Origin of the sequence: Kitasatospora sp. NPDC057518, assembly GCF_042802075.1 — a bacterium.
In the GTDB taxonomy this organism is placed as follows: Bacteria; Actinomycetota; Actinomycetes; order Streptomycetales; family Streptomycetaceae; genus Kitasatospora.
In genome coordinates, this window is record NZ_JBHVEU010000071.1 from 1 (window position 1) to 25921 (window position 25921).

Sequence of the window (25921 nt, forward strand, 5' to 3'; positions counted from 1 at the left end):
GGCCCGGGCCGGGCACCGCCCCTCGGCCCGACCCCCCTCGGCCCGACCCCGTACGGCTCGGACAGCGGTTCGAACCCCAACCGTTACCGTTGCTGTCGGGGACCGCCGTACGTCCGGAGCCCCCGACCCCGCCCGCCGCTCCCCCCGGGAGCGGCGCGGCACGAACTGGCGATGCCCGGGCGCGGGCGCGGCCAGCGTCCCCCGACCGGAGAGCACGAGCATGAGCGACATCTGGCAGCGCCTGCGCCGCGACCATCCCCGGTTGCTCGACGCGGCAGGCGGCGCGGGCGTGATCACGGTCACCGGCCTCGGTGCCACCATCGACCAGAACGGCGGCCACTTCACCCCGTTCGCCGCGCCCACCTTCGCCATCGCGCTGTTCTCCGCCGTCACCGTGCTCGCCCACCGCCGCTACCCGCGCGCGGTGGTCGCCGTCACGCTGCTCTGCACGATGGCGCTCGCCATGGTCAGCCCCCGGCTCACTCCGACCGTGGCCACGCCGCTGCTGCTCGCCCTCTACTTCCTCGCCATCCGCACCGACCGTGCCACCGCGCTGCGCGCCTCGGTCGTCACCGCCGTCCTGCTCACCGGGATCACCTTGCTGCTCGGCCCCGGCGGGCCGATCAGCGAACGGCTCGGCGTGCTCGCCTGGGCCCTGCTGCCCGGCGCCCTCGGCGACTCCATCCGCAACCGCCGCGCCCACCTCGCGGCCATCGAGGAGCGCGCCGAACGCGCCGAGCGCACCCGCGAGGAGGAGGCCCGTCGGCGGGTCGCCGACGAGCGGATCAGGATCGCCCGCGACCTCCACGACGTCGTCGCCCACCACATAGCCCTCGCCAACGCCCAGGCCGCCATCGCCGTCCACCTCATGGACAACCACCCCGTCCAGGCCCGGGAGGTGCTCAGCCACATCACCGACGCCACCGGCTCGGCCCTCCAGGAACTGCGCGCCACCGTCGGCCTGCTGCGCCGCGCCGAGGACCGCGCCCCGCTCGAACCCGCCCCGGGCCTCGACCGGCTGCCCGAACTGATCAACACCTTCGAGCGGGCCGGTCTGCCGATCCGGCTCTCCGTCGAGGGCGAGGCCCGCCCGCTGTCGCCCGGCGTGGACCTCACCGCCTTCCGGATCGTCCAGGAGTCGCTCACCAACGTGGCCAAGCACGCCCACGGCGCCGACGCCGAGATCACCCTCGCCTACAGCGGCAGCCGGGTCGCGGTCAGCGTCGCCAACGGCCGCCCGACCGCGACCGGCCGCCGCCGCGCGGTGCCGCTGCCCCAGCACCCGCCGAGCGAGGGCGGCTTCGGCCTGATCGGCATGCGCGAGCGGGCCGGGGCGGTGGGCGGCCGGCTCATTGCCGACCGGCGGTCCGACGGGGGCTTCCTGGTCACCGCCGAACTGCCGCTGCGCACCGGCGCCCGCGACGACGGCCCCGAGTCCGCGGTCGCCCTCACCGCCGCCGACGTCGCCCGGGCCGCCAGGGCCGCGCGCGCCGCCCGCACCGATCGCCCGGCACCAGCCGATCGCCCGACACCAGCCGAAGGACAGGACGGCGCCGCCCGAGCGGACGGCGCGGTCCGAGAGGAGAGGGACCACGCATGACCATCCGGGTACTGCTCGCCGACGACCAGGCCCTGCTGCGCGGCGCCTTCCGGCTGCTGATCGACGCGGAGGAGGACATGGAGGTGGTCGGCGAGGCCGCCGACGGCCGGGAGGCCGTCGAACTCGCCCGGGCCACCAGGCCCGACGTCGTACTGATGGACATCCGGATGCCCGGCACCGACGGCCTCGGCGCCACCGCCGAGATCTGCGGTGACGAGGCGCTGTCCGGCACCCGGGTGCTCATCCTCACCACCTTCGAGATCGACGAGTACGTGGCCCAGGCGCTGCGCGCGGGCGCCGGCGGGTTCCTCGGCAAGGGCGCCGACCCGAAGGAGCTGCTCGCCGCCGTCCGCACCGTCGCGGCGGGCGAGGCACTGCTCTCGCCCGCCGCCACCCGGGCCGTGATCGACCAGTTCCTGGCCCAGCCCGAGCCGGCCTCCGCCGCCTCCACGAGCGAGCGGCTGTCCGTCCTCACCGCCCGCGAGCGCGAGGTGATGTCGATGGCCGCCACCGGCCTCACCAACGAGGAGATCGCCGAGCGGATGTTCGTCAGCCCCTTCACCGTCCGCACCCACGTCCACCGGGCGATGTCCAAGCTCGACGCCCGCGACCGCGCCCAGCTCGTCGCCATCGCCTACCAGACCGGCCTGGTCCCGCCCGGCCGCCCGAACTGAGGCCCGCCCGGCCGGCGGTGGCCGGTCCGGCCCCGGGGCTCAGGGCTTGCGGGCCACGGCGCCGTACATGCTGACGCGGTCGGCGCCGGGGGTGGGGGTGGTGTCGGGTCGCCAGAGGGGGACGGTGGTCACGCCGGGGTCGAGGAGGTCGAGGCCGTCGAAGAAGGCCCGGACCGCCTCGCGGGAGCGGCCGACGAGGGGTGCGGTGGCCTTGTCGTAGACACCGGTGACCCGGTCGCGGATCTCGGCCGGGATGAAGTCGGCGGTGCCGTGCGAGAGGACCAGGTGGCTGCCGGAGGGCAGGGCGTCCAGCAGGGTGGCGAGGGCCTGGTGGGGCCGGTCCTCGTCCCGCAGGAAGTGCAGGACGGCGGCGAGGACGAGTCCGACCGGGCGGGAGAAGTCGAGCAGGTCCGCCGCCCGGACGGCGTCCAGCAGCGCGGCGGGCTCGCGCAGGTCGGCCCGGATGACGGTGGTGTGGCCGGGGCCCGAGCCGGCCATCAGGGCGCGGGCGTGGCTGAGCACGATCGGGTCGTTGTCCACGTAGACGGTCCGCGCGCCCGGTCGGGCCGCCTGGGCGATCTCGTGGGTGTTGCCGGCCGTGGGGATGCCGGTGCCGATGTCGAGGAACTGGTCGATGCCGAGTGCGGCGACGCACCGCACCGCGCGGGTGAGGAAGCCGCGGTTGGCGCGGGCGGTGGAGCGGAACTCCGGGTTGGCGGCGAGCGCCTTCTCGGCGGCGGCGCGGTCGGAGGGGAAGTTGTCCTTCCCGCCGAGGTAGTAGTCGTACATCCGGGCCGGGTGCGGCACGTCGGGCCGCAGGTCGGCCGGGATCCCGGCCCCGCCGGACTCCCACATGTTCTCGTATCCCACGGTTGCCGTCTCCTCTGCCCCGGGCGCCACGGACGATCCACTCGCGGCCCTGTTGGCGGACAGCCTAAAGCCCAGGTCACGGCCCGGGTGCCGGTTGGTCGGGTCACCCCCGTATGTCCCTTTTCGTCGGGTGGGGCGGGCTCCCGGGCTCGCCGCGCGCCCCTGCCGCTCCCGGCGGAGGATGGAGGTCCGGGCGGGGGAACAGCCGGGGACGGGAGGTCAGGCCCGTGGGCATCGCGATGGCGGACATCCGCGAGTGGCGCGGCCACGCCGTGGTCGACGAGAAGGGCCACCGCATCGGGTCGCTGGAGTCGGTCTACGTCGAGACGGCCAGTGACGAGCCGTTCTTCGGCACGGTCACGGTCGGTTTCGCCGGCCGGCGCCGCCTGGTCTTCGTCCCGCTGGACGGGGCGGTGGCCGGGCCGGACTACCTCCGGGTGGCCTACCCGCGCAACCAGGTCAAGCAGGCCCCGGCGATCGGCACCGACGACGTGCTGCCCGCCGAGGACGAGCCCGCCGTGTTCGCACACTACGAGCTGCCGTACGCGACCGGTGCGGGCGGGGAGCGCCGCCTGGCCCGCCGCTGAGCCGAGCCGTACCCGGGGGCCGCCGGGCACGGCTTTCGCCAGCCGGGAATGAATACCCCGCCGGGTACACTTGTCCATCGACAGTCGATGTGAAAGGCGGCCCCGACATGCAGGTGGACGAGGAAGCGGTCGGCGCGGTCCTGAACCGGCTGCGCCGCGCGCAGGGCCAGTTGGCCGGAGTGATCGCGATGATCGAGGCGGGCCGGGACTGCAAGGACGTGGTCACCCAGCTCGCCGCCGTCTCGCGCGCGCTCGACCGGGCGGGGTTCAAGATCGTCGCGAGCGGCATGCGCCAGTGCATGGCCGCCGCCGACCAGGACGCCGCGCCGATGAGCGAGGCCGAGCTGGAGAAGCTCTTCCTCGCCCTGGCCTGACCGGGCGGCACCCGGTTCGACAGTACGGTCCGACGAGGGCCGCGGCGGATCCTCCCGCCGCGGCCCTCGCGGCATGTCGGCGGAAACACCGGAGGAAGCATCCGCGAACCTGCCCGCCGAAGCACCCGCGACCACACCCGCGCCGCGGGCCGACGGCCCCGCCCAGCGAAGTTCCCGTACCGCCCGACGCTCCGTCATGCGTCGTTCACGCGCCGGTCGCCGGCCTTCGGGTGAATGAGGGCCGCCCGCAGTTGTACAGCCAACTGCGTGCGCTCCCCTCCTCCCAGTCTCCGTGACCAGCCGAACCCGGCCCCGGCGAACCGTCCCCCGGCGGTCCGGCCCCGGGCGGCGGACAGGACAACCGTGGCCGCAGGCAGCGCCCTGACGTTCAGTTCCTCCACCAACCCCACCGAAGGCGACCGGCTCACCTTCCACTGGAGCACCGACGCCCCCGACGCCAAGAACTGGGTCGGCATCTACGACGGCGACCGCCAGCCCGGCAACGGCGGCTCGCTGCTGTGGAAGTACACCGCGGGCACCTCGGGCGACGTCCAGCTCGACACCTCCGCGCTGACCGGCGGCCCGTACACCGCCTACCTGCTCGCCAAGGACGGCTACGGCATCCTGGCCCGCACCGGGCCGTTCACCTTCCGCCCCAAGCCCGCCGTCGTCCGCCCGCACGCCGCCGTCGACGCGTTCACCGCCACGCCCGTCGCCCCGGGTGCCGCGGTGACGGTCCGGCTCGGCGGCCTCTGGTCCCGCCCGGCCGGCAACCCGGCCGGCTCCGCCACCTACCGCAAGGTGAGCGGCCCGGCCTGGGCCGCGGTCGGCGCCGACGGCACGCTCACCGGCACCGCCCCCGCCACCCCCGGCCGGAACCCCGAGCCGGTGGTCGTCGGCGTCAAGGACAGCGCGGGTGCCACCGACACCGTCACCGTCCTCGTCCCGGTGGCGGACCCGGCCGCCCCGCCGCGCCTCAAGGCCGCCAGCTGGAACCTGCACGACGCGGGCTCGGCCCACACCGACGCGCTGGAGAAGCAGCTGCGCGTGGTCCTCGCCCAGGGCCTGGACGTGCTCGCCCTCCAGGAGACCGCGGGGGAGCGGGCCAGGACCCTGGCCGACGCCCTCGGCTGGTACGCCTACCAGAGCCCGGGCAGCGTCGGCATCCTCAGCCGCCACCCGCTCACCGACGTCACCCCGCCGACCGCCGAACTGCCCGCCGCCGCGGCCACCCTGCGGCTGCCCGGCGGCCGCACCGTCCGCTTCTGGGCCGCCCACCTGGACGAGGCGGGCTACGGCCCGTACGCCGTCCAGGACGGCCGGACCGCCGCCGAGGTGGAGGCCGCCGAGAACGGCTCGCTGCGGCTGAGGCAGGCCAAGGCGCTGGCCGCCGCCGTCCGCGCGGACATCGCCCGGCGCACCCCGGTGGTGCTGGCCGGTGCGCTCTCCTCGCCCTCGCACCGGGACTGGACGGCCGCCACCGCTGCCGCCCACCAGGGGGTCGGCGCGCTCGCCTGGCCGGTCACCGTGGCCCTCCAGGGCGCCGGACTGACCGACACCTTCCGCGAGGAGAACCGCGACCCGGTCAAGGCCCCCGGTGCGACCTGGTCGCCCACCCGCAAGCGGCGCGGCGACCGCCCCGAGCCGCAGGACCGCACCGACTACGTCCAGTACGCGGGCCCGCTGAAGCTGGTCGAGGCGCACACCCTGGCCGTCGGCTGGCCGCAGCCCGAGCCCGGCTCCGCCGCCAACGAGTGGCCCTCCGACACCGCCGCCGCGGTCGCCACCTTCCAGCTCTGAGCTCCCAGGCTCCCCGACTCCCAGCTCCGAGAGGCCAGTTCGTCATGCCCGAGCTCTCCCGCCGCACCTTCGTCGGCGCCACCGCGGCCGCCGGCGCCACCGCCCTGAGCGGTCTGACGGCCGCCCAGGCCGCCGCCGCCCCGGCCCCCGCTCCCGCCGCCGGTGCCAAGCCCGGCACCCCGCTGACCGGCACCGTCAAGGACGTCAGGCACGTCGTCGTCCTGATGCAGGAGAACCGTTCCTTCGACCACTACTTCGGCACCCTGGCCGGCGTCCGCGGCTTCGGCGACAAGCAGGCGCTCCAGTTCCCGGACGGCACCGACGTCTTCCGCCAGCCCGACGGCCGGCGCAGCGACGGCGGCGTGATGCTGCCGTACCGGATGGACACCGCCAAGTACAACGCGCAGAACGCCGGCGGCCTGCCGCACGACTGGGCCACCGGCCACCAGGCCATCAACAACGGCGCGATGAACAAGTGGATCGCCGCCAAGGGCGAGCGCACCATGGGCTACTTCACCCGGGACGACATCCCCTACCAGTACGCCCTGGCCGACGCGTTCACCGTCTGCGACGCCTACTTCACCTCGCTGGCCGGCCCGACCGACCCCAACCGGCTCTACCTGTGGACCGGCACGTCCGGCCCCGGCCGCGACGGCACCACCGGCCCGTGGATCGACAACACCCCGGTCACTGACAACCCCGTCGCCGACTGGACCACCTACGCCGAGCGCCTGGAAGCGGCCGGCGTCAGCTGGCGCGTCTACCACAACCCCAGCAAGGACGAGCGCACCGGCGACTACGACGACAACGCGCTCTCCTACTTCAAGCAGTTCCACAACTTCCCGCACGACGACCCGCGTTACGTCAACGCGATGACGAAGTTCGACCCCGCCGACTTCGACCGCCACTGCAAGGACGGCACCCTGCCGACCGTCTCCTGGCTGGTCGCGCCGTACCTGTTCTCCGAGCACCCGGAGGCCGGCCCGGCCTACGGCGCTCACTGGGTCGACCAGGCCCTGCGGTCGCTGACGTCCAACCCGGAGGTCTGGCGGCACACCGTCTTCCTGGTGATGTACGACGAGAACGACGGCTACTTCGACCACATGGTCCCGCCCACCCCGGAGCCCGGCACCCCCGAGGAGTTCACCCAGGGACGGGCCATCGGCCTCGGCAACCGGGTGCCGCTCTGGGTCGTGTCGCCCTGGTCGCGCGGCGGCTGGGTCAACTCCCAGGTCTTCGACCACACCTCGGTGCTGCGCTTCATGGAACTGGTCACCGGGGTGGCCGAGCCCAACATCTCGGCCTGGCGCCGGGCCGTCTGCGGCGACCTCACCAGCTGCTTCGACTTCGCCGCCCCCGAGCTCTCGATCCCGGTGCTGCCCGACACCAAGGCCCTGATGGCCAGGGCCGACGCGGGCACCAGGCTGCCCGGCGTCGCGCTGCCGGCGGTCGGCGCCCAGGCGATGCCCGTCCAGGAGCGCGGCGAGCGCCCGCACCGCCCGTTGCCGTACCAGCCGTGGGCCGACGTCGAGGTGGACCGGAAGACCGGCAAGGTCACCTGCACGATGAGCAACGACGGCTCGGTGGCCTTCCCGTACACCGTCTACCCGAACATCCTGCTCCCCTTCGCCGGCACCCCGTACACCGTCGCCCCCGGCGCCACCGCCCGGTACGTCTGGGACGCCGCCACCACCGACGGCCGCTACGACTTCACCGTGCACGGCCCGGACGGCTTCGTCCGGCGCTTCGCCGGCACCGTGGTCCGCGACGGGCAGGACGGCCAGAACGACATCGGCGTGCCGATCGTCACAGTCGACCTGCGCGGCAGCCGCAAGCTCACCCTGCAGCTCGTCAACGACGGGATGACCGACGTGGCCTTCACCGCCGCGCCCAACGACTTCGCGGGCACCGCGCAGACCGTCTGGGTCAAGCCCGGCAAGCAGGCCGACCTGGCCTGGCCGCTGGACGAGCAGGGCCGCTACGACGTCGTGGTGACCGCCCACACCGGTCAGCGCTTCGTCCGGCGCTTCGCGGGCTGGGTGCACTGACCCGGCGACGGCCGGGGGCGCCGATCCGGTGACCCCCGGCCGTGGCTCGGCCGCCCCGACGGACCCCGCCGTTACCGTCGGGCGCATGCAGAAGATCACCACCTCCCTCTGGTTCGACGACCAGGCCGAAGAGGCCGCCGCCTTCTACACCACGCTGTTCCCGAACTCCCGGGTCCTCAGGACCACCCGCTACGGCGAGACCGGCCCCGGCCCGGCGGGCTCGGTGATGACCGTCGAGTTCGAGCTCGCCGGCCGCGCGTACGTGGGCCTCAACGGCGGCCCGGCGTTCCACTTCACCGAGGCGATCTCGCTCCAGGTGGCGTGCGACGACCAGCAGGAGGTCGACCGGCTCTGGGCGGAACTCACCGCCGACGGCGGCCAGCCCGGCCCGTGCGGCTGGCTCAAGGACCGCTACGGCCTCTCCTGGCAGATCACCCCCCGGGTGCTGCTCGACCTGGTCGCGGGCGAGGACCGGGCCACGGCGGACCGCGTCTTCGCGGCCATGCTGCGGATGCAGAAGATCGAGATCCAGCCGCTGCTCGACGCGGCGAAGGGGTGAGCCCGTGACCGCCTTCAGCCACCGCGGCATCACCTACCTGCGGGCCACCCCCGAGCGGGTCTGGCACGCGCTCACCAACGCCGACGAGTCCGGCCTCTACTGGGGCCACCGCAACGTCTCCACCTGGCTGCTCGGCGCGCCCTGGGAGCACCAGCGGACCGACGGCTCCGGGACCGCCGACGTCATCGGCACCGTCGAGGCGGTCGACCGCCCGCACCTGTTGGTCACCACCTGGGCCGGGCCGCAGGAGGGGCGCGCCGCCTTCCCCTCCCGGGTCACCTTCGAACTCCAGGGCTGGCACGACCTCACCCGGCTCACCGTCACCCACGTGGACCTCGCCGACGAGGCCGCCCGGGCGGACGCCGAACAGGGCTGGTCGGCGGTGCTCGCCAACCTCAAGACCTACCTGGAGACCGGCCACCCGCTGCCGCAGGAACCCTGGCTGATGCCCTGAGACCCCGGCGCCCGCCAAACCGCCGGGTGTTCCACCGCTACGCCGCCGGGCGGTCCGCCGCAGCGGACGTCCGGCCGCCGCGGGCCCGTTCGCCCCGCAGCAGGCGGCGCAGCCAGGCGTAGCGGGAGAACCGCTCCCGGTTCGCCACCGAGGCCCGGTCCAGTTCCTCCATCAGCCGTCGGCCGCGGTGCTCCAGGTCCATCTCGTCCAGGATGCGGTCCACCTCGGCCAGTATCGAACCGTGCAGCTGCCAGGCCTCCGGGTGCTCCTGGACCTTGCGCAGCAGCACCTGGGCGACGTTCTCCCGGCAGGCCCAGGCCGCCGCCAGCTCGGCGGTCAGCCGCTCCTCCGCCTCCTCGGCGCTGCGGCTCACCTGGGTGGTCACCAGCACCGCGTAGCTCACCATCGCGCCGCCGACGTGCGCCAGCAGCTCCTCCAGCCCCGTCGCGACGTCCGGCGGGAAGAGCCGTTCGCCGGGCGCGCGCCGCTTGGCCAGGTCGGTCAGCGAACGGGCCAGCACCCGGATCACGACGACGCAGATCTCCAGGGTGTCCAGCCCGGTGCGCAGCACCAGCCGGGACAGCAGCCCCTCGCTGATCCGCGGGTTGAACCGCAGGCTGTCCTCGGCCTGGCGCAGCGCCGCGTCCACGTCGGCGATCGCCTGGTCCAGCCGGCGGGCCTCGTGCAGCCGCTCGGCGGCCCGGGCCACCGGGGTGGGGCGGCCCAGCTCCTCGGAGATGTCGAGCAGCAGCTGGCGGGCCCGCCGGGCCAGGTCCTCGATCGACTCCCCGGCGGTGTCCACCCAGACCGGCGGCGCGAACACCAGGTTGAACAGCAGGCCGACGGCCGCGCCGATGAGGGTCTCCAGCACCCGGTCCCAGGCCTGCGAGGCCAGCTTGGTCACGCCCAGGATCAGCATCGCGCTGATCGCGACCTCCTGGACGAACTCCTCGACCCGGACGAACCGGCCGACGACCAGCGAGGCCAGGATGATCAGCCCGAGGCTCCACCAGGAGAGCCCGACCACCGCGCTGAACCCGATCGCGATCAGCACCCCGACCACCACCGAGTTGACCCGGCGGATGCTGGTCTTGAGCGTCGAGTAGACGGTGACCTGGACGACCAGCAGCGCGGTCAGCGGCGCCGTCAGCGGAGCGGGCTCGCTGCTCAGCCGCGTCGCCACCGCGAAGGCGATGGTGGCCGCGACGGTGGCCCGGACGCTCTGGACCACGAACGGTTCTCGGGCGCCGCGGCGGACCAGGTCCGTGAGTGTCTCCGGGAGAAGGGCCATGTCGCCCTTCTTTCCCCGCGACGGCCGTTCACACCGCTCCGGCGGCGGTCCGGCACCCGTACGACCGCACCGGGCCGGCGTCCTGCCGTACCCGGTCCCGTCCGGTCCCGCCCGGTTCCGCCCGGTCCCGTCGGTGCCTCGTCAGCCCTCGCGGTTGAAGCGCAGCTTCCAGGGCGCCAGCGCGGACTCGACCTGCACGCCCATGCTCATCTTCGAGGCGCCCTCGATCCGCTCCTCGAAGCGGATCGGCACCTCGCGGATCGTCATGCCCTGCTTGACGACGCGGTAGTTCATCTCGACCTGGAACGAGTAGCCGTTGCTCCGCACGGTCGGCAGGTCGATGGCGCGGAGGGTGTCCGCCCGCCAGGCCTTGAACCCGGCGGTGGCGTCCCTGACCCCGAGGCTGAGGATCGTGTTGACGTAGAAGTTCGCCCAGGCCGAGAGCGCCTTGCGGTGCCAGGGCCACTCCTCGGCGGTGGAGCCGCCGGGGACGTAGCGGGAGCCCAGCACCACGGCGGTGTCGCCGCCGAGCAGCAGCTCGACCATCGCGGGTATCGCCGAGGCCGGGTGGGAGAGGTCGGCGTCCATCTGCACCACGACGTCGGCGCCCTCGTCCAGGGCCCTGGCCATGCCGGCCAGGTAGGCGCGGCCGAGGCCGTCCTTCTCGGTGCGGTGCAGCACGCCCACGGTGCCGCCGGAGTCCGCCGCGAGCTTGTCGGCGATCTCGCCGGTGCCGTCGGGGGAGTTGTCGTCGACCACCAGCAGGTGCAGGTCGGGCACCGGGAGCTCCGCGAGCAGGCCCGCGAGGACCGGGAGGTTCTCCCGCTCGTTGTACGTGGGGACGACCACAACGACCTTGGGGGAGGCCTCGACCATGTTCTGTTTCCCTCGTGCCTGCTCCGGATGAGACCGTGCGAGTGTATCGGGCGTTCCGACCGCCTCCTGCCCCGGCCGGAGGTCGGAAGCCCGTTCGATCACGATGCGGTACCGTGACGGGCCGCGAACGCCCGGAACAGTAGCCCCGGAGACCTCCCATGACGATCCGTCGCACCACTGTCCTGCCCGCCACCGCCCTCGTCGTCGCGCTGGCCGCGCTCACCGGCTGCGGCTCCGACGGCGCCGCGCCGCCGCCCGCTGCCGGGACGTCCGCGGGCGGTGTGCCCGCCGGCGCCACCACCGGGGCACCGGGGGAGGCCACCGGGGCGCCCGCCGACGCGGCCGGGACCTTCGACCCCGCGGTCGCGGTCGCCCACCGCTCCCGGGATTCGTACGCGGCGACCTCCGAGATGACCGTCGAGACGGGCGAGGGCGCCGAGAAGGACGTGCTCACCGTCACCGGCCGGGCGAACCACAACACCCCGGCCGAGGGGTCCCGCCTGGAGACCAAGATGGTCCGCGGGTCCTCCGTCCTGGCCTGGGAGGAGAAGGTGGTCGTCGACCAGGCCGTCTACCGGCGGGACAAGGAGAACGGCGGGACCGGCTGGACGACGGACCAGAAGCCCCCGGCGAGCGCCGGGACCGGTGCGCAGGACACGGACGGCTACGCCAAGGTCCTGCTGGACGCCGGGCCCGCCGCCCGCAAGGGCATGGAGACCGAGGCGGGCGTGCCGGTGTTCCACCTGGCCGCCCGGCTCTCCCCGGCCGAGCTGCGCCGCGCGGACCCGACGTACGGGGACGGACGGCAGAACCAGGGCACGGACGCGGCGGACGTCCAGCTGTGGATCGACCGGCTCGGCCGGACGGTCCGGGTCGAACACTCGACGGTGGTGGCCGGCCGGCCGGTCGTGACGAGGGAACGCCTCTCGGACTTCGGCCCCGCGGAGACCTTCACCGCGCCGTCCGCGGGCTGAGCCGGGGCGGCTACGCCGTGCCGTAGACGGCGTCGAGGTTGTCCTGGGCCGGGCGGGTCCGGCCGGCCGGGCCGGCGGCGAAGGCGCGCAGGACGTTCTCGGTGACCTGGCGGACCAGGTCCCCGGCGTGCGAGTCGATGCCGTGGTCGGCCCGGCCGCCGCCGGGGCCGCGGGCCTCCAGCGCCTCGACCCAGCGCATCGTCCCGGTGGCGAACACCCCGGCCCCGCTCGGCACGGTGTAGTAGGCGGTGTCGGAGTGGGAGCGCCGGCCGTCGCACACCACGGGGGAGTGGGCGATCACCTCGATCGGGCGCGGGGTGGGGAAGCCGGTGTGCACCCGGTCGTACTCCACTCCGACCAGGTGCGGGAAGGAGGCCCCCGCCGCGACGCCCGTCCTCTCGTACGCCCAGTGCTCGGGGGAGGTGACCACGTACGGGGCGTCCACCGGGTAGCCGTCGTAGATGACGCCGAGCATCGAGCTCTCCGGGTCGGCGCCCGGTCCGGTCCGGAAGTCGGTGGTCGCCGGGGCGCCCTCCTGGTGGCCCGGGTCCTGCGCCCAGGCGTCCTTGTAGCAGACCACCGTGCGGTCCGGCCCGAGGTCGGACGGCTCGAAGCGGATCCGGCGGTAGCAGCAGTTGGCGCCCAGGACCGCCAGGTTGGTCCCGGCGTCGCGGGCGGCGACCACGTTGGCCCGCTGCTCGGGCGACCAGTACTCGTCGTGGCCGAGCGACAGGACGGCGCTCGCCCCGGTCAGCAGGCCGGGTTCGCGGGCCACGTCGACGCCGGTGGTGTAGGCGAGCGGCAGGCCGAGCCGTTCGGCGAGGGCGACCAGCGGCGCCTCGTAGACCAGGAACAGCCCGGCGCCGTGGTCGTAGTCGTACGGCCGGTCGAAGACGACCTTCAGCGAGCGGGTGGCCAGGCCGCCGGTCGGGCCGTTGTAGAGGCTGTAGCCGCCCCACTCGTTGTAGGCCTGCCAGGTCGCCGGGGCGCTCATCACCACGGTCCGGCCCGCGGTGCTCGCCGAGCGGACGGTGAGCGGGACGTAGCGCTGCCCGGAGCCGTCCTCGGCGTCCAGCCGCAGCAGGTAGGCGCCCTCGGGCCAGCCGGTGGTGTCCACCGTGAGGGTGCGCTGCCAGCCGGTCAGGACGGTGCGGGTCGCCGGGTCCACGTGCGGCGCGGCCTGCTTGCCGCCGGGGACGTGCTCGCGGCGCCAGACCAGCCGGGCGCGGGCGCCGTCGTACCAGCCCATCCGGTAGGCGGAGACGGTGAACGCGGCGGCGGGGGTGGAGACGTGCAGGCCGAAGGGTTCGCCGGGCAGGACGCTGACCCGGTCGGCGAAGCCCTCGATGGCGCCGTCCGGGCCGGGGTCGGTGATCTCCCAGTCGGCGTTGCCGGGGCGGGAGCGCTCGCTCGTCGGGCCGGTGTGGCCGTCGGCGGCCGGCGCGCCCGCGGCCCCGGCGGACGGGTGCGCGGCGGGGGCCGCATCCGGGCGGCGGGGGCCGCAGGAAGTGACGGCGGCCGCCATCAGGCCCAGGCCCAGGATCCTCCGCCGACTCGGCTCCGCCACCGCTTCCTCCGTTTTTCCTGTCCCTGCCCGGTCCGTGGGCGCGCCGGCCCGGCCGGTGGCGCGCTGTGCGGCGCCGGCCCGGTGCGTCGGTGCGCGCGGACATCCTCGCGTGTTCCGCGAGGTCCGTGCAGCCTGGCACACCGGACCGGGCGCGGCCGCACCCGTCTCGGGACGGCCCGCCACCGGGGAGGGCCGTACGGGCGCACCCGGGCGTGTCGGCCCGCGCGGTTGACCGGCCCCGGCGGGCCGGTCCCCTAGCCTGACCAGGCCCGCCGTCCGGCGGCCACAGGGGGTCCGGAGCCGTACGAGGCCGGCCGAGTCGTGGACAGGGGTGCCCGTGGTGTCGTCGGGGTCGGCCGAAGCAGGGGCGGGGCCGGTCACCCGGCGCGGGCGGTTCCGGGAGTGGATGCTGGAAGGCCTGGCCGACCTGGCCAAACAGCACCCCGGCCCGCACGCCGAGGCGCCGCACGAGAAGGGCCAGCGCTGGTGGCGGGTCATGTGCCTGACCGGCCTGGACTACTTCTCCACGCTCGGCTACCAGCCCGGCATCGCCGCGCTCGCGGCCGGACTGGTCTCGCCGCTGGCGACCATCGTGCTGGTGGTCGTCACCCTGCTCGGCGCGCTGCCCGTCTACCGGAGGGTCGCCCAGGAGAGCCCGCACGGCCAGGGCTCGATCGCGATGCTGGAACGGCTGCTCTCCTTCTGGCAGGGCAAGCTCTTCGTCCTCACCCTGCTGGGCTTCGCGGCCACCGACTTCATGATCACCATCACCCTGTCCGCCGCCGACGCCAGCGCCCACCTGGTGGAGAACCCGCACCTGCACAGCGCCCTGACCGGCAAGCAGGTGATGCTGACCCTGATCATGATCGCGCTGCTCGGTGCCGTCTTCCTCAAGGGCTTCAGCGAGGCGATCGGCCTGGCGGTGGTGCTGGTCGCGGTGTACCTCTCGCTGAACGTCGTGGTGGTCGCCAACGGGCTGTGGCACGTGCTCAAGGCCCCGCACGTGTTCAGCGACTGGACGCACGCGCTGACCGTGGAGCACGGCAACGCGATCGCGATGATCGGCGTCGCGCTGATCGTCTTCCCGAAGCTGGCGCTCGGCCTGTCCGGCTTCGAGACCGGCGTCGCCGTGATGCCGCACATCGAGGGCGACCCGGACGACACCGAGGAGAAGCCCACCGGCCGGATCCGCGGCGCCCGCAAACTGCTGACCACCGCCGCCGCGATCATGAGCGTGTTCCTGATCGCCACCAGCTTCATCACCACGCTGCTCATCCCGGCCGACCAGTTCAAGGCCGGCGGCCAGGCCAACGGGCGGGCGCTCGCCTACCTCGCCCACGAGTACCTGGGCAGCACCTTCGGCAGCGTCTACGACCTGTCCACGATCGCCATCCTCTGGTTCGCCGGGGCCTCCGCGATGGCCGGGCTGCTCAACCTGATGCCGCGCTACCTGCCCCGCTACGGCATGGCCCCGCACTGGGCCCGCGCGGTGCGGCCGACCGTCATCGTGCTCACCTTGATCGCCTTCCTGGTCACCTGGATCTTCGACGCCAACGTGGACGCCCAGGGCGGCGCCTACGCCACCGGCGTGCTGGTGCTGATCAGCTCCGCCGCCATCGCGGTGACCATCGCCGCCCACAAGGCCGGGCAGCGCCGTTGGCGCACCGGCTTCGCGGTGATCGCGGGGGTGTTCCTCTACACCACGGCGGTGAACATCGCCGAGCGGCCGGACGGGGTCAAGATCGGCGCCTGCTTCATCGCGGGCATCATGCTGCTCTCGTTCCTGTCCCGGCTCAAGCGGGCCTTCGAACTGCGCGTCACCGACGTGGTGCTGGACGACGTCGCGGACCGGTTCGTCCGGGACTACACCCACCGCCCGCTGCGGCTGATCGCCAACGAGCCGAACAGCCGGGACCTCGCCGAGTACCGCGACAAGATCCACCAGATCCGGCGGGACAACGACATCCCGGCCGAGGACGACCTGGTGTTCGTCGAGGTCACCGTGCTCGACCCGTCCGACTTCGAGGCCGTGCTGACGGTCCGCGGCGAGGTGCTGCACGACCGCTACCGGGTGCTGGCGCTGGAGAGCTCCAGCGTGCCCAACGCGCTGGCCGCGCTGCTGCTCCAGGTGCGCGACCTCACCGGGCAGCAGCCGCACATCTACTTCGAGTGGACCGAGGGCAACCCCTTCGCCCAGTTCCTGCGGTTCTTCCTGTTCGGACAGGGCGAGATCGCCCCCGTCACGCGCGAGGTGCTGCGCGAGGCCGAACCGGACCGGTCCCGCCGGCCGGCCGTCCACGTGGGCTGAGCGGGCGGCCCGGCCGGCTGGTCGGCCGGGCCGGGTGCCGGGGGTCGGCCGGTCAGCGGTTCTGGTGGGACTTCGTCCACGCGGGCGCGACGAAGGCCACCAGGGCGACGGCGAAGGCCAGTTGCAGGATGTGCCGGATCCAGTCGATGCCCGAGGTGTGGCGGACGCCGATCCAGCCGGAGACGGCGTTGCCGAGCCAGGCCCCGGCCGCGCCGAGCAGCATGGTCAGCCACCAGGGGATCGACTGCGGTCCACGCAGGATCAGTTTGGCGAGCACGCCCAGCACGAAGCCGATGAGCAGAATCCACAGGAGCTGGAACATCGCAGTCCACCTTCCGGGCGCTCCCGGGGCCGACGGCCCGGTGCGCCGAATCGCCGATGACGCGGTTCGTCCCATGATCACCCGGATCCGGCGAACGGGCATGTCGACGGGAGAGTGCGCAGGTCAGCCGCGTGCCGGTGGAGCGCTCCCGGCGGGGAATGGGCGAGAACGCGCCGCAGGTCGGGCCGGAAAGTCGCTGTCCGTCATCGGCTCCGCACGGATAGGAATGGGCGGGACGCGGACGCGCCGCGTCACCGAGAGGAGCCGCCCCGTGATACGCCTTCGTTCCGCCGTCCTGACCCTGGGCTGTACCGCCGCCGCGCTGACCCTGACCATGGGGACGGCCCAGGCCGCGCCCGGTGACACCAGCACCAGCTGCTCCTCCTCGCTGACGCCGGGCGGCTTCGTGGACGTCCAGTGGTGGAACAGCGCGGGCTGCGGCTCCGGTTTCACCCCGAACACCAAGAAGATCATGCAGCTCACCGGCTACCCGGTCGGCACCGTGGTCAACGCCTGCGCCTCCACCTGGCCGCCGGCCGGCTGGACGATCGTCAGCACCTACTACGGCTCCGGCTGCAACTACTCGGCGGTGCCGAGCCTGGAGAAGAACTCCTGGCAGCTCAAGCGCGTCTCCTGACGGCGGTGCACCGGCCGGCGGAGTGCTGCTGCCCGTCCGGGGCGGGCCGCCGGTCGGGGCTCAGCTCTCCCTGACCGCCTCGACGGCCCCGCGGACCAGCGGGTCCGGATCGTCCGCCAGGCCGTCCAGCAGCTCGGCGACGCCCGGGGTCGACCAGCCGCCGACGGCCCAGACCAGGTCCGTCCGCACGCCCGGGTGCGGGTGGTCGGCCAGTCGGGCGAGCAGGTCCACCGGGCCGCGGCGGCGCAGCCCGAACCAGTGCAGGGCGGTGCGCAGTTCGTACGGGTCGCCGGGTTCGCCGGCCGCCGCGATCCGGGCCAGCAGCACCGGGACGGGCGGCGGCGGGCCGTCCAGCGGGTGCGGGTGGCGCTCGCGCAGCCGGCGGCTGCCGTACTCGCCGCGGATACGGCAGCCGAAACAGGTGCAGGGCCGGGTGCCGTGGGCGTCCGGGACGTAGCGCCAGCCGGTGGCCTGCGGCACGGCGCGGACCCGGTGCACCTCGCGGGCGCCCACCGCGCGCGGCAGGAACACCTCCCAGCCGCGCGGGTCGGGCAGGGCGCCGATCCGCCGGACCGCCTCGGCGGCCCGCACCGGCCGCTGGGCGTCCTGGGCGCGGTCGCGGTAGTGCCCGGTCAGGACCTCCTGCCCGTCGTCCAGTCGGAGGTGCACCGCGACCAGTGCGCCCTTGGGGCCGAACCGGGCCAGCTCGCGCAGCCACTGGTGGGTCAGCGTGTACGAGGGCAGCACGGGGAAGCAGTACACCCCGCGTGCGCCGCCCTGGCCCCGGCTGTCGGCGCGGATCCCGGCGCGGCGGATCCGCGGCGCGTTCGCCGCGGCGGTCAGGTGCACGAACATCGCCATGGGGCGCGATCCTAGCGAGCGGCCGGGTGGCCGGCCGAGCGGTTTTCCCGGGCCTCCGGTTCCTCGCCACCGGGCGTTCCGGGGCGCTGCCGCGGGTCAGGCGCCGGTCGTGCGGCGGTCGATCAGGGCGGCCAGCCCGTCCAGGATGCGCTCCAGGCCGAACTCCAGCGCCTGGTCGCGGCCGTCGGGGTCGGCCATGGCGGCGGCGACCGCCGGGAAGCGGTCGGCGTTCTCCTGGACCACGGTGCCGAGGGCGGCGAGGAGTTCGGCCTCGGGGGTGTCGGCGGGGCCGGCGGCGCGGGACTGCGCGGCGATTCCGCGCACGTGCCCGGTGAGCAGGACGGCGGCGTCCATCCGTTCGGGGCCGGTCAGCCCGTGGCCGTCGAGCGCCGCCACCACCCGCTCCAGCCAGGCGAGTTCCCTCGGACCGAGCGCCCGCGCGCCGACGGTGGCGTCCAGCAGCCACGGGTGCCTGGCGAAGGACTCGGCCAAGTGGTGGGCCCAGGCGGTGAGTTGCTCCCGCCAGTCGGCACCCTCCGGTGCGTCCGGGGGCGCTTCGACGGCCGACTCGACCATCAGGGCGACGAGTTCGGCCTTGCCGGGGACGTAGCGGTAGAGCGACATCTTGGTGAAGTCGAGCAGCCCGGCCACCTTCTGCATGGAGACCGCGCCGAGCCCCTCCGCGTCGGCGAGCTCGACCCCGGCCGCGGCGATCCGCTCCAGGCTGAGGGCCGGCTTCGGCCCGCGGGTGGGTTTGGGGGCCGGGCCCCAGAGCAGCCGCACCGTGTCGTTCGCCGCCTCGGCCATCATCCGCTCCCGTTCTGGGGGTTCCGTTCGGGGCTTGCCACCTGGGGGGTTGCCCTTCCCGCTCAACTGTGTCTACCGTACACAGCAACAAACAGTGTCCGCCAGACACAGTTTCACGATCCTCGGACGGAGTGGATTCCCATGAGCACCAAGGTCCTGATCTCGGGCGCGAGCATCGCCGGCCCCGCGCTCGCCCACTGGCTGGGCCGGTACGGCTTCGAGGTGACCGTGGTCGAGCTGGCCCCCGCGCTGCGCGACGGCGGCCAGGACGTCGACTTCCGCGGCCGCACCCACCTGACCGTGCTGGAGCGGATGGGCGTCCTGGAGGAGCTGCGCACGCTCGGCACCGGCGGCAGTCCGATGACCTTCGTCGGCCCCGACGGGCGCCAACTGCTGCACCTGCCAGCCGAGTTCGCCGGCGGTGACCTGGAGGTCCCGCGCGGGGAGCTGGCCCAGCTGCTCCACCGGCACAGCAGCGCCCGCGCCGAGTACGTCTTCGGCGACTCGATCACGGCGCTGGAGGAGACCCCGGACGGGGTCCGGGTCGCCTTCCGGCACAGGGCGCCGCGCGAGTTCGACCTGGTGATCGGCGCCGACGGGCTGCACTCCACCGTCCGCCGGCTCGCCTTCGGCCCCGAGCAGCGCTACGTCCGCCACCTCGGCTACTACGCGGCCACCTGGCAGCTGCCCAACAACCTCGGACTGCCCGTCGGCGGGGTCGGCCTCAACGTCCCCGGCCGGCTGATGTCCGTCGGCGCCGACCACCGCGACCCGAGCCGGGCCGGTGCGTTCTGTCTCTTCGCCTCGCCCGAACTGCGCTACGACCGCCACGACCCGGCGCGGCAGAAGGAACTGGTCCGGGCCGCCTTCGCGGGCCTCGGCTGGCGGGTGCCGCAGCTGCTGGAGAGCCTGGACGCCGCCCCCGAACCGTACTTCGACTCGATCAGCCGCGCCGACGTGCCCGCCTGGTCGACCGGTCGGATCGCCCTGATCGGCGACGCCGCCTGCGGCGCGACCATCGGCGGCATGGGCACTGGGACGGCGGTGGTGGCGGCGTACGTCCTGGCGGGCGAGCTGGCCCGCGCCCGCGGCGACCACCGGGCCGCCTTCGCGCGGTACGAGCACCTCCTGCGCGGCTACGCGCAGGGCTGCCAGAAGGGCGGCGACCGCACCGGTCCGTTTCTCGCGCCGCGTACGGCCACCGGGCTGCGGTTCCGCAACGCGTTGCTCAACCGGCGCTGGGCGCTGGAGAAGATGCTGGAGCTGGGCAAGCAGGTCAGCAGCGTCGAACTGCCCGACTATGAGCGGGAGCTGTCCCGTCGGCCGCGGGCCGCGGCCTGAGCGGGAGCGCTCGGGGTGGAAGGGGGATGGGGCGCGGGGCTCAGTGCGGTGGGTCGATCCGGGCGCCGTTGTCGAGCAGCGCCTCCACCTGGACGGCCGCGCGGGCGGGGCGTTCGACGGCCAGGGTGCGGTCCGGCGCGGGCCGGTCGGCGGACCAGCCCGAACCCTTGACGGTGAGCCGGGTGACCCGGCGGCTGCCCGCCGCGAGCACGAACTCCGTCCCGTGCGGGGAACGCCACCAGGTCCAGGCCACGGCGTCCCGCTCGAAGCGGCCGCAGGCCCGGCCCGATCCGCCACCGGTGCGCTGCGCGCCGCGGGCGCCCGGCAGGACGACGGCGGTGGCCGCACTGCCCGCACCGTCCCAGCGGTCGGCGCGCAGGCAGACCCAGGAGGCCGAGCCCGCGTTCTGCGGCAGCGGTTGGACGGCGAAGGCCCAGAGGTTCAGCTGTTTGACGCCCGGTGTGCCGTCCGGAACGGCGCAGCCGGCCCGGGACCAGGCCAGCAGCGCGTCCTGGGCGGTCGCCTCGCGCGGTTCGCGGTCGGTCTGGGCGCGGTCGGGTGGTGAGCCGTCCGGTAGGGGGCGCTCCGGTGGCGGGGCGTAGGTGAGGTGTGCGGGGATCAGGCCGCCCAGGTCGGCCAGCAGGAAGGCGGACCTCTCGGCCTTCTCGGCGACCACGGGGGACGAGTGCAGCTGGAGCAGGGTGGCGCCCTGGCAGTCGGCGGGCCCGCCGGCCGGGGCCGGGGAGGTGAGGCCGTCGGGGTGGTCCAACGGGCGGGCGGGGGTGTCGGGCCGGTCGATCCGGCGGGTCTCGGCGGAGTCCACCCAGGGAGCCAGCAGGTACCGGACGGTGGCGCCCTGACGGCGCAGGACCACCGCGCCCGCTGTGGTCGGGTCCGCGTCGTCGGCCCGGGCGAGGTCCAGGTCTCCGCTGTCCCGACCGCCCTGACCGTTCTGGCTGTCGGTGTAGCGGGCGATCCGCTCGCCGTCGGAGAACACCACCACACCGGTGCCGTCCACCGTCCCGGCGAACAGCAGGTGCGGCCCGGGTGCGGCGGGCGGGCCGGCGTCCGTACCCGGCTCGGCGTGGGGCCGGCTGCCGGGCCGGGCCCAGGCGGCCAGGGCGCGGCCGAGCAGCGCGCCGTCCTCGCGCCGCTCGCCACGGGCGGGCCAGGCGGTGAAGTCGACCCGGCTGGTGTGCTGCCAGGCGTCGGGGGCGACCCGGACCAGGTGGGACGGGTCGGGGTCGGCGCCCGCGAGCGGCAGCGTCGTCGGACGGCCGGGCGCCGCCGGGTGCGAACCGCCCAGCACGCCCGCCGTGGTGGTGAGGCCGAGCACGCCGACCGCGAGCGCGGCCGTCAGCGTACGGCGCCGGCGCAGCAGGTCGGTGGGCTGCACCCGGACGGCGCAGGGGTCGAAGGCGGGCGGCAGCGGATCCGGACCGGACGGCACCTGCCCGGCCACGGCCACCGCCACCGCCGGGTGCGCCACTCCGGCCTGCCGCAGCACCTCGGCGGCCCGTTCGACGCCCAGCCCCTCGACCGTCCGCAGGGCGAAGGCCGCCCTGGCCGGGGCGGAGAGCGCGGAGAGCGCGTGGTCGAGTTCCGCGTCCCCCTCGCCGCCGTGCGGGGTGAACAGCCGCAGGCCCCAGACCCGGGGCGTGAGGAGACGGGCGGCCGGGCGGGGCCGGAGCGCGGCGCGCAGCACCCGCAGGCGCAGCGCGGCGTAGTCCGGGTCGTCCGGGGCGTCCGCGCCTGCCGGAGCGTCGGAGGGCCCGGGCCCGGGCGCGGACGGTCGGACGGCGGTTCGGTCCGTGCGGGCCCAGCGGGTGGGCAGGGCGCGCTGGACGGCGCAGTGGGCGGCGAGCACCCGGGTGTGCCGGTCGCGGTCGGCCGGCAGCGCCAGGTACGCGAGCCGGACCAGCCGTCGGTAGTGGCGCACCAGCGAGGCCTCCGCCAGGGCCACCGGGCGCGCCGCGACATCCCGGCGCAGCGCGGCCGTGCTCACCGTCCGTACTGCCAAGGGGCCCTCCCGGGAGCCGAACCGCTGTCGTGGTGGACGGTCCAACGAGTCGATCATGTGATGGTTGCGCCGTCCGGGGTGATCGGCGGGCATATGACGGACGTGCGGCGCGCCACCGCTGGAAGAACGTCCGGCGAGCGATGGCGGCCCGCCCGGTGCCGACCAGCGGCGCTGGCCGCCGCCGACCTGGTCGGCGTGGGCGCCCCGGCCGCCGACGCGCTCTTCAACCAGCTCGCGGCGGACTACAACGCCTCGCTCGCGGCGGCCGGGGACACCACCTCGCCCCGGCTCTACAGCTGGGACGCCCGGGGAACCAGCAGGATCACGCCCAAGACCGGGGCCTACGAGATCTTCCGGCCGACCAACACCCGGAGCGCCCTCAACGCCCTGGTGTTCAACAGCAGTGGAACGGTCGACTTCGCCAGGCTGAGCAGGCCGCCACAGCAGGGCGACCCGACCTCGATCGACTTCGTCCCGCTCGTGAGGGACGCGGTGACCTGGGCGGCCCCGGCGGGCGGCAACGCACCGAAGAACCTGACGACCGCCGATCTGCGGTGGATCTACTCCTGCGACATCACCAACTGGCGGCAGATCGACCCGAGCCTTCCGGACGCGACGATCAGGCCCGTGGTACCCGGTGTCCACGTCTCGGACCCCGCCACGCTTCGATCGTCCTACCTCTCCGACGAGATGACCGCCTTCGCGGCCGCCGCCTCCCCGAACGGCGATCCGGGCACCTTCTACGCGGGCCCGTGCGTGACCTCCGGCGTCGCCGAGGACCAGGGGGAGGACGCGGTCCTGCACGACCCGAACGCGATCGTCCCGTACTCGGTCGGCCGCTGGGTCGGACAGGTCACCGGCGGTCACCGGAAGCCGGGCGACGACCCGGGAGTGCTCGTGCCGCAGTCCCTGGACGGAACGGCGCCCACGGTCGACGGCGGGACCAACCCGGCCTTCCTGACGACCTGGCACGGCCGGACCCTCTACCTCGGGGTGCGGGACGGCGACTGGACGAGTGCCGACGCGCAGGGACGGGCGCTGCGGGCCGTGTTCGGTCGGAACGGCTGGTTCTGCACCTCCCCGGCGGCCGCGGCGGCCGTCCGGAGCCACGGGTTCCTGCGGGTGCCCGTCTTCGTCTGCGGGGCGACCACGCACGCCTGACGGCGTCGTTCCCGCGGCTGCCCCGGCCGGGGACGTGGTGCCGGGGCTTGGTCGGGGCGTGGTGTCGGGGCCGTGTCAGCAGGTCGGGGCCCAAGGTCCCGCCCGTTCGGCCCCTTGGCCCCTGGCGGTCGCGGCCGTTACGGGCGATGCTGCCGGTACCGGCCGGGACGATCCGCGTCCGGTCGGACCAGCATCGTTGGACGAGGTGAACCGGCGTGCGTCATGCCACCGTCGAATCCGTGATGACCAGCCCCGTGGTCCTGGTCTCGCCCGAGACCGGATTCCGGGAGATCGTGACGCTGCTGAGCGAGTACGACATCACCGGCGTACCGGTGGTGGACCCGGAAGGGCGACCGCTCGGCGTGGTCTCGGAAGCCGACCTGCTGCGCACCCTGGCCGCGCAGGAGGACCCGGCCAGCCTGCTGCCCGCGCCCGAGTCGGCGCAGGCGGGCCCGGACGGCGAGGTGACCGCGGCCGACCTGATGACGGCGCAGCCGGTCTGCACCACGCCCGGCACCAGCGTGGTCGCGGCGGCCCGGCTGATGAGCCGGCACGGCCTGAAGCGGCTGCCGGTGCTGGACGAGGAGGGGCGGGTCGTCGGCATGGTCAGCCGCGGCGACCTGCTGCGGGTCTTCCTGCGCGAGGACATGGTGATCCGGCGGGAGATCGTCGAGGAGGTGCTCGGCCGGATCGACGGGGTCAGCCCGGCGGAGATCGGGGTGGAGGTCACCCAGGGGCGGGTGGTGCTCAGCGGCACCGTGCCCGAGCAGCACCTGGTGCCGATCGTGCTCAACCTGTGCCGCTCGGTGGACGGGGTGGTCTCGGTGACCGACCGGCTCGGGGCCGGAGGCGCGGCTCCGGTCGGCTGACCTGCTCGGCGCCGACCCCTGACCGGCCGTACCGGTCCCGAATCGCACGTTCGTCCCGGACCCGAACGATCCACTTCGCATACTGCGGAGGGTATCGGGTAACTCACCCTGTGTGCCTGGCGGTGCGGACTGCCGGGACGCCAGCGCTCCGGGGAGGCGGCCGTGGCAGTCGTGTTCGACGCGGACTTCACTTCGACCAGGCAGTGGATCGCCGGGCGCAGCAGCGCCTATCCCCGGATGGGGCCGACCAACCGGAGCGACCACAAACTCGACTACCTCAGCCGCGACTACTGCCCCGACGGGCAGTTCACGGCGGTCAGGCGGCACAGTGGCGGGCTGTGGAGCTGCAGTCTGCTGACCACCGAGGGCAGTCCCGACGGCTTCCAGCTCCGCGCCGGGGACGTGCTGTCGGCGAGCGTGACACTGCCCGTCGAGCTCGGTGCCTGGCCGGCGATCTGGACCTGGCGGGACGGCGGCAACGAGGTGGACGTCTTCGAGTACCACCCCGACAACCCGGACCTGCTGGAGATCTCCAACCACGTCCGCGGCGGCTTCCGGTACTGGCACGGTGCGAGCGCCGGGATCGGGCCGGGGGCCACCTTCGGCCTGCGGGTGGTGCTCGGCGCGAACTCGGTGGACTGGTACGTGGAGGACGAGCTGGTCTACGCGGACCTGCACGGGGTCGGGGCCGCGTGGCACGCGTACCTGATCGTCAACATGTCGGTGGCGGACGGGACGTATCACGACCGGCCGCCGTACGGCGGGCCGGACCGGCTGAGCTGGGTGTGCCACAGCCTCCAGGTCGAGCGCTGAGGGAAGCGGGGAGGGCGAGGGCGGGCAGGGGCGCCCGGGGCTACGGTTCGTGGGGCGCGAAGGAGGCGGTGATCGGGCCGCGGGGGGCGTACCCGCCGCGTGCGTCGACGGGGGTGAGCAGGCCGCGGGGGCCCTGCGAGCCGTACGGGTTGTGCGGGTCGGCTGGGGCGTGTGGGCCGTGCGGGTTGGAACGCTGGAACCAGATCGCCCGGCGGTACGGGCCGATGTGGGCCGGGTCGGCCACGTACAGGTCGTCGCGCGGGGCGCGCTCGTTGCCCGGGGCGAGCGCCGCGTCCACGGCGTGGTCGGCGATCGCGCGCAGCAGTGCGGTGGCGGTGGCCTCGGCGGCCGCCGGCGCGATGGCGAGGGCCGTGAGCTCGGCCCAGAGCGTGGTGGCGACGTAGCCGATCGGGGAGTGGCCGAGCGCCGGGTGGGGGCGCGGGTCCGGGTGGCGCCGCAGCACCCCGGCGGCGACGAGCTGCTCGGGGGAGCGGTCGTCCTCCGGCGGGTGGAAGGCCATGGGCGGCTGGTGAGCCGTGGGCCGCTGGGGGTGGAACGCGGGCGGCGGGTGGTGGGTCACCAGTGGCACGCTACCCCGGTGGGGCCCGGGAACGGTTGCCGGAACGTTTTCTCAGCCCACCCTCACGCCGCTTTCACCACCGGCGGGAGCACGATGGTGGTAGGCGCTGCTCACCTCGGCGGGCCCCGACGGGGCCGGAGGAGGAGGTCCTGATGAGGTACTGGCACGGGCAAGGCCACTACGTGGGTGGCTGGGGCATGGGGCTGATGGCGTTCGGGACGCTGATGTTCCTGGTGATCGTCGTCCTGCTCACCGTGGCCCTGTTCCGCTACGTAGCGCGCTCGCGGCAGCCGATCCCGCCCGGGCGGGCGGCACCCGGCGCCGGAGGAGCCGGGGTGGGCGGTCCGCACGGCTGGGGCCCGGTGGGGCAAGGGGGCCACGGGGGTCAGGGGGTGTCCCCGGAGCAGTTGCTCGCGGAGCGGTTCGCGCGGGGTGAGATCGACGCGGAGGAGTACCGGCACCGACTGGACACGCTGCGTTCGGCGAACGGGCCGGGAGGCGACTGAGCCCAGGGGGGCGGACCGGGCC

At 74.5% G+C, this 25921-nt stretch carries 25 protein-coding genes; 16 read left to right on the forward strand and 9 right to left on the reverse strand.

Translation table 11 applies throughout. The features are described from left to right. The first annotated feature begins 220 nt into the window (after positions 1 to 220). Both ACFU7Z_RS10210 and ACFU7Z_RS10215 read left to right on the forward strand, forming a co-directional pair. A complete protein-coding gene (locus ACFU7Z_RS10210; RefSeq protein ID WP_380777197.1) occupies positions 221 to 1600 on the forward strand; it encodes a sensor histidine kinase in 1380 nt (459 codons plus the stop codon). Then, positions 1597 to 2274: a response regulator transcription factor gene (locus ACFU7Z_RS10215; RefSeq protein WP_049651497.1), complete on the forward strand. Its 678-nt coding sequence runs from the start codon at positions 1597 to 1599 to the stop codon at positions 2272 to 2274. Before ACFU7Z_RS10210 ends, ACFU7Z_RS10215 begins: the two co-directional genes overlap by 4 nt. Positions 2275 to 2313: 39 nt before the next feature. Here ACFU7Z_RS10215 and ACFU7Z_RS10220 read toward each other — a convergent pair whose 3' ends face one another. Next, entirely contained in the window at positions 2314 to 3129 is an 816-nt protein-coding gene (locus ACFU7Z_RS10220) for an SAM-dependent methyltransferase (protein ID WP_380777207.1), read from the reverse strand. 254 nt (positions 3130 to 3383) lie between these two features. On the opposite strand from ACFU7Z_RS10220, the gene ACFU7Z_RS10225 reads away from it, so the two are divergent. The 6 genes from ACFU7Z_RS10225 to ACFU7Z_RS10250 all read left to right on the forward strand — a co-directional run bounded on the left by ACFU7Z_RS10225 (position 3384) and on the right by ACFU7Z_RS10250 (position 8966). Next, positions 3384 to 3731: a PRC-barrel domain-containing protein gene (locus tag ACFU7Z_RS10225; RefSeq protein WP_049651501.1), complete on the forward strand. Its 348-nt coding sequence runs from the start codon at positions 3384 to 3386 to the stop codon at positions 3729 to 3731. Positions 3732 to 3838: 107 nt separating this feature from the next. Continuing rightward, positions 3839 to 4105 (forward strand): metal-sensitive transcriptional regulator, encoded by a 267-nt coding sequence (locus ACFU7Z_RS10230; RefSeq protein WP_049651499.1) that lies wholly within the window; start codon positions 3839 to 3841, stop codon positions 4103 to 4105. 363 nt (positions 4106 to 4468) lie between these two features. Further along, positions 4469 to 5905, forward strand: a complete 1437-nt coding sequence (locus ACFU7Z_RS10235; protein ID WP_380737199.1) for an endonuclease/exonuclease/phosphatase family protein — start codon at positions 4469 to 4471, stop codon at positions 5903 to 5905. 44 nt (positions 5906 to 5949) lie between these two features. Further along, on the forward strand, positions 5950 to 7953 hold the full coding sequence (locus tag ACFU7Z_RS10240; protein ID WP_380737197.1) for a phosphocholine-specific phospholipase C: 2004 nt from the start codon (positions 5950 to 5952) through the stop codon (positions 7951 to 7953). Between the two features lie 85 nt (positions 7954 to 8038). After that, the gene (locus tag ACFU7Z_RS10245; protein ID WP_380737195.1) at positions 8039 to 8512 is read left to right on the forward strand and encodes a VOC family protein; all 474 of its coding nucleotides are present in this window, start codon (positions 8039 to 8041) and stop codon (positions 8510 to 8512) included. 4 nt (positions 8513 to 8516) lie between these two features. Next, the gene (locus tag ACFU7Z_RS10250) at positions 8517 to 8966 is read left to right on the forward strand and encodes an SRPBCC domain-containing protein (protein ID WP_049651504.1); all 450 of its coding nucleotides are present in this window, start codon (positions 8517 to 8519) and stop codon (positions 8964 to 8966) included. Positions 8967 to 9003: 37 nt separating this feature from the next. On the opposite strand, the gene ACFU7Z_RS10255 is transcribed toward ACFU7Z_RS10250, so the two are convergent. Further along, complete coding sequence (locus ACFU7Z_RS10255) at positions 9004 to 10257, reverse strand: aromatic acid exporter family protein (protein ID WP_074004852.1); 1254 nt, start codon at positions 10255 to 10257, stop codon at positions 9004 to 9006. A 141-nt stretch (positions 10258 to 10398) separates the two neighbouring features. Continuing rightward, positions 10399 to 11133, reverse strand: coding sequence for a polyprenol monophosphomannose synthase (locus ACFU7Z_RS10260; protein ID WP_049651506.1), 735 nt, complete (start codon positions 11131 to 11133; stop codon positions 10399 to 10401). Between the two features lie 158 nt (positions 11134 to 11291). On the opposite strand from ACFU7Z_RS10260, the gene ACFU7Z_RS10265 reads away from it, so the two are divergent. Next, the gene (locus tag ACFU7Z_RS10265) at positions 11292 to 12107 is read left to right on the forward strand and encodes a hypothetical protein (RefSeq protein WP_380777198.1); all 816 of its coding nucleotides are present in this window, start codon (positions 11292 to 11294) and stop codon (positions 12105 to 12107) included. A gap of 10 nt (positions 12108 to 12117) precedes the next feature. Here the strand turns inward: ACFU7Z_RS10265 and ACFU7Z_RS10270 are convergent, their stop codons facing one another. Next, entirely contained in the window at positions 12118 to 13674 is a 1557-nt protein-coding gene (locus ACFU7Z_RS10270) for a N,N-dimethylformamidase beta subunit family domain-containing protein (RefSeq protein ID WP_380777199.1), read from the reverse strand. Positions 13675 to 14080: 406 nt separating this feature from the next. Here ACFU7Z_RS10270 and ACFU7Z_RS10275 point away from each other — a divergent pair, with 406 nt between their 5' ends. After that, positions 14081 to 15982, forward strand: coding sequence for an amino acid transporter (locus ACFU7Z_RS10275; protein WP_380777200.1), 1902 nt, complete (start codon positions 14081 to 14083; stop codon positions 15980 to 15982). Positions 15983 to 16034: 52 nt separating this feature from the next. On the opposite strand, the gene ACFU7Z_RS10280 is transcribed toward ACFU7Z_RS10275, so the two are convergent. Then, positions 16035 to 16304: a GlsB/YeaQ/YmgE family stress response membrane protein gene (locus ACFU7Z_RS10280; RefSeq protein ID WP_049651509.1), complete on the reverse strand. Its 270-nt coding sequence runs from the start codon at positions 16302 to 16304 to the stop codon at positions 16035 to 16037. 271 nt (positions 16305 to 16575) lie between these two features. On the opposite strand from ACFU7Z_RS10280, the gene ACFU7Z_RS10285 reads away from it, so the two are divergent. Beyond that, complete coding sequence (locus tag ACFU7Z_RS10285) at positions 16576 to 16941, forward strand: hypothetical protein (protein WP_049651510.1); 366 nt, start codon at positions 16576 to 16578, stop codon at positions 16939 to 16941. A gap of 60 nt (positions 16942 to 17001) precedes the next feature. On the opposite strand, the gene ACFU7Z_RS10290 is transcribed toward ACFU7Z_RS10285, so the two are convergent. Together ACFU7Z_RS10290 and ACFU7Z_RS10295 are read right to left on the reverse strand one after the other, a co-directional pair. Beyond that, entirely contained in the window at positions 17002 to 17802 is an 801-nt protein-coding gene (locus ACFU7Z_RS10290; protein ID WP_375873793.1) for a HEAT repeat domain-containing protein, read from the reverse strand. A gap of 96 nt (positions 17803 to 17898) precedes the next feature. Beyond that, on the reverse strand, positions 17899 to 18609 hold the full coding sequence (locus ACFU7Z_RS10295) for a TetR/AcrR family transcriptional regulator (protein WP_380777201.1): 711 nt from the start codon (positions 18607 to 18609) through the stop codon (positions 17899 to 17901). Positions 18610 to 18750: 141 nt separating this feature from the next. On the opposite strand from ACFU7Z_RS10295, the gene ACFU7Z_RS10300 reads away from it, so the two are divergent. Then, a complete protein-coding gene (locus tag ACFU7Z_RS10300) occupies positions 18751 to 19950 on the forward strand; it encodes an FAD-dependent monooxygenase (RefSeq protein ID WP_380777202.1) in 1200 nt (399 codons plus the stop codon). Between the two features lie 40 nt (positions 19951 to 19990). Here ACFU7Z_RS10300 and ACFU7Z_RS10305 read toward each other — a convergent pair whose 3' ends face one another. After that, positions 19991 to 21970: a hypothetical protein gene (locus ACFU7Z_RS10305; RefSeq protein ID WP_380777203.1), complete on the reverse strand. Its 1980-nt coding sequence runs from the start codon at positions 21968 to 21970 to the stop codon at positions 19991 to 19993. A gap of 60 nt (positions 21971 to 22030) precedes the next feature. Here ACFU7Z_RS10305 and ACFU7Z_RS10310 point away from each other — a divergent pair, with 60 nt between their 5' ends. The 3 genes from ACFU7Z_RS10310 (at position 22031) to ACFU7Z_RS10320 (ending at position 24813) form a co-directional block, all read left to right on the forward strand. Then, on the forward strand, positions 22031 to 23131 hold the full coding sequence (locus ACFU7Z_RS10310; protein ID WP_380777204.1) for a substrate-binding domain-containing protein: 1101 nt from the start codon (positions 22031 to 22033) through the stop codon (positions 23129 to 23131). A gap of 242 nt (positions 23132 to 23373) precedes the next feature. Further along, entirely contained in the window at positions 23374 to 24000 is a 627-nt protein-coding gene (locus tag ACFU7Z_RS10315) for a CBS domain-containing protein (protein ID WP_241853098.1), read from the forward strand. A 162-nt stretch (positions 24001 to 24162) separates the two neighbouring features. Then, complete coding sequence (locus ACFU7Z_RS10320; protein ID WP_074004845.1) at positions 24163 to 24813, forward strand: beta-glucanase; 651 nt, start codon at positions 24163 to 24165, stop codon at positions 24811 to 24813. A gap of 40 nt (positions 24814 to 24853) precedes the next feature. On the opposite strand, the gene ACFU7Z_RS10325 is transcribed toward ACFU7Z_RS10320, so the two are convergent. Then, the gene (locus ACFU7Z_RS10325) at positions 24854 to 25393 is read right to left on the reverse strand and encodes a hypothetical protein (RefSeq protein ID WP_380777205.1); all 540 of its coding nucleotides are present in this window, start codon (positions 25391 to 25393) and stop codon (positions 24854 to 24856) included. Between the two features lie 152 nt (positions 25394 to 25545). Here ACFU7Z_RS10325 and ACFU7Z_RS10330 point away from each other — a divergent pair, with 152 nt between their 5' ends. Beyond that, a complete protein-coding gene (locus tag ACFU7Z_RS10330; RefSeq protein WP_380777206.1) occupies positions 25546 to 25899 on the forward strand; it encodes an SHOCT domain-containing protein in 354 nt (117 codons plus the stop codon). The last annotated feature ends 22 nt before the right edge of the window (positions 25900 to 25921 follow it).

What these genes read in the sequence shown, in the direction of transcription:
- ACFU7Z_RS10310 (WP_380777204.1), top strand. Translation starts at nt 22,031, where the DNA reads ATGGTTGCGCCGTCCGGGGTGATCGGCGGGCATATGACGGACGTGCGG.
- ACFU7Z_RS10295 (WP_380777201.1), bottom strand. Translation starts at nt 18,609, where the DNA reads ATGGCCGAGGCGGCGAACGACACGGTGCGGCTGCTCTGGGGCCCGGCC.
- ACFU7Z_RS10280 (WP_049651509.1), bottom strand. Translation starts at nt 16,304, where the DNA reads ATGTTCCAGCTCCTGTGGATTCTGCTCATCGGCTTCGTGCTGGGCGTG.
- ACFU7Z_RS10255 (WP_074004852.1), bottom strand. Translation starts at nt 10,257, where the DNA reads ATGGCCCTTCTCCCGGAGACACTCACGGACCTGGTCCGCCGCGGCGCC.
- ACFU7Z_RS10290 (WP_375873793.1), bottom strand. Translation starts at nt 17,802, where the DNA reads ATGGCGATGTTCGTGCACCTGACCGCCGCGGCGAACGCGCCGCGGATC.
- ACFU7Z_RS10300 (WP_380777202.1), top strand. Translation starts at nt 18,751, where the DNA reads ATGAGCACCAAGGTCCTGATCTCGGGCGCGAGCATCGCCGGCCCCGCG.
- ACFU7Z_RS10220 (WP_380777207.1), bottom strand. Translation starts at nt 3,129, where the DNA reads ATGTGGGAGTCCGGCGGGGCCGGGATCCCGGCCGACCTGCGGCCCGAC.
- ACFU7Z_RS10330 (WP_380777206.1), top strand. Translation starts at nt 25,546, where the DNA reads ATGAGGTACTGGCACGGGCAAGGCCACTACGTGGGTGGCTGGGGCATG.
- ACFU7Z_RS10210 (WP_380777197.1), top strand. Translation starts at nt 221, where the DNA reads ATGAGCGACATCTGGCAGCGCCTGCGCCGCGACCATCCCCGGTTGCTC.
- ACFU7Z_RS10315 (WP_241853098.1), top strand. Translation starts at nt 23,374, where the DNA reads ATGACCAGCCCCGTGGTCCTGGTCTCGCCCGAGACCGGATTCCGGGAG.
- ACFU7Z_RS10225 (WP_049651501.1), top strand. Translation starts at nt 3,384, where the DNA reads ATGGCGGACATCCGCGAGTGGCGCGGCCACGCCGTGGTCGACGAGAAG.
- ACFU7Z_RS10260 (WP_049651506.1), bottom strand. Translation starts at nt 11,133, where the DNA reads ATGGTCGAGGCCTCCCCCAAGGTCGTTGTGGTCGTCCCCACGTACAAC.
- ACFU7Z_RS10265 (WP_380777198.1), top strand. Translation starts at nt 11,292, where the DNA reads ATGACGATCCGTCGCACCACTGTCCTGCCCGCCACCGCCCTCGTCGTC.
- ACFU7Z_RS10215 (WP_049651497.1), top strand. Translation starts at nt 1,597, where the DNA reads ATGACCATCCGGGTACTGCTCGCCGACGACCAGGCCCTGCTGCGCGGC.
- ACFU7Z_RS10230 (WP_049651499.1), top strand. Translation starts at nt 3,839, where the DNA reads ATGCAGGTGGACGAGGAAGCGGTCGGCGCGGTCCTGAACCGGCTGCGC.
- ACFU7Z_RS10245 (WP_380737195.1), top strand. Translation starts at nt 8,039, where the DNA reads ATGCAGAAGATCACCACCTCCCTCTGGTTCGACGACCAGGCCGAAGAG.
- ACFU7Z_RS10275 (WP_380777200.1), top strand. Translation starts at nt 14,081, where the DNA reads ATGCTGGAAGGCCTGGCCGACCTGGCCAAACAGCACCCCGGCCCGCAC.
- ACFU7Z_RS10240 (WP_380737197.1), top strand. Translation starts at nt 5,950, where the DNA reads ATGCCCGAGCTCTCCCGCCGCACCTTCGTCGGCGCCACCGCGGCCGCC.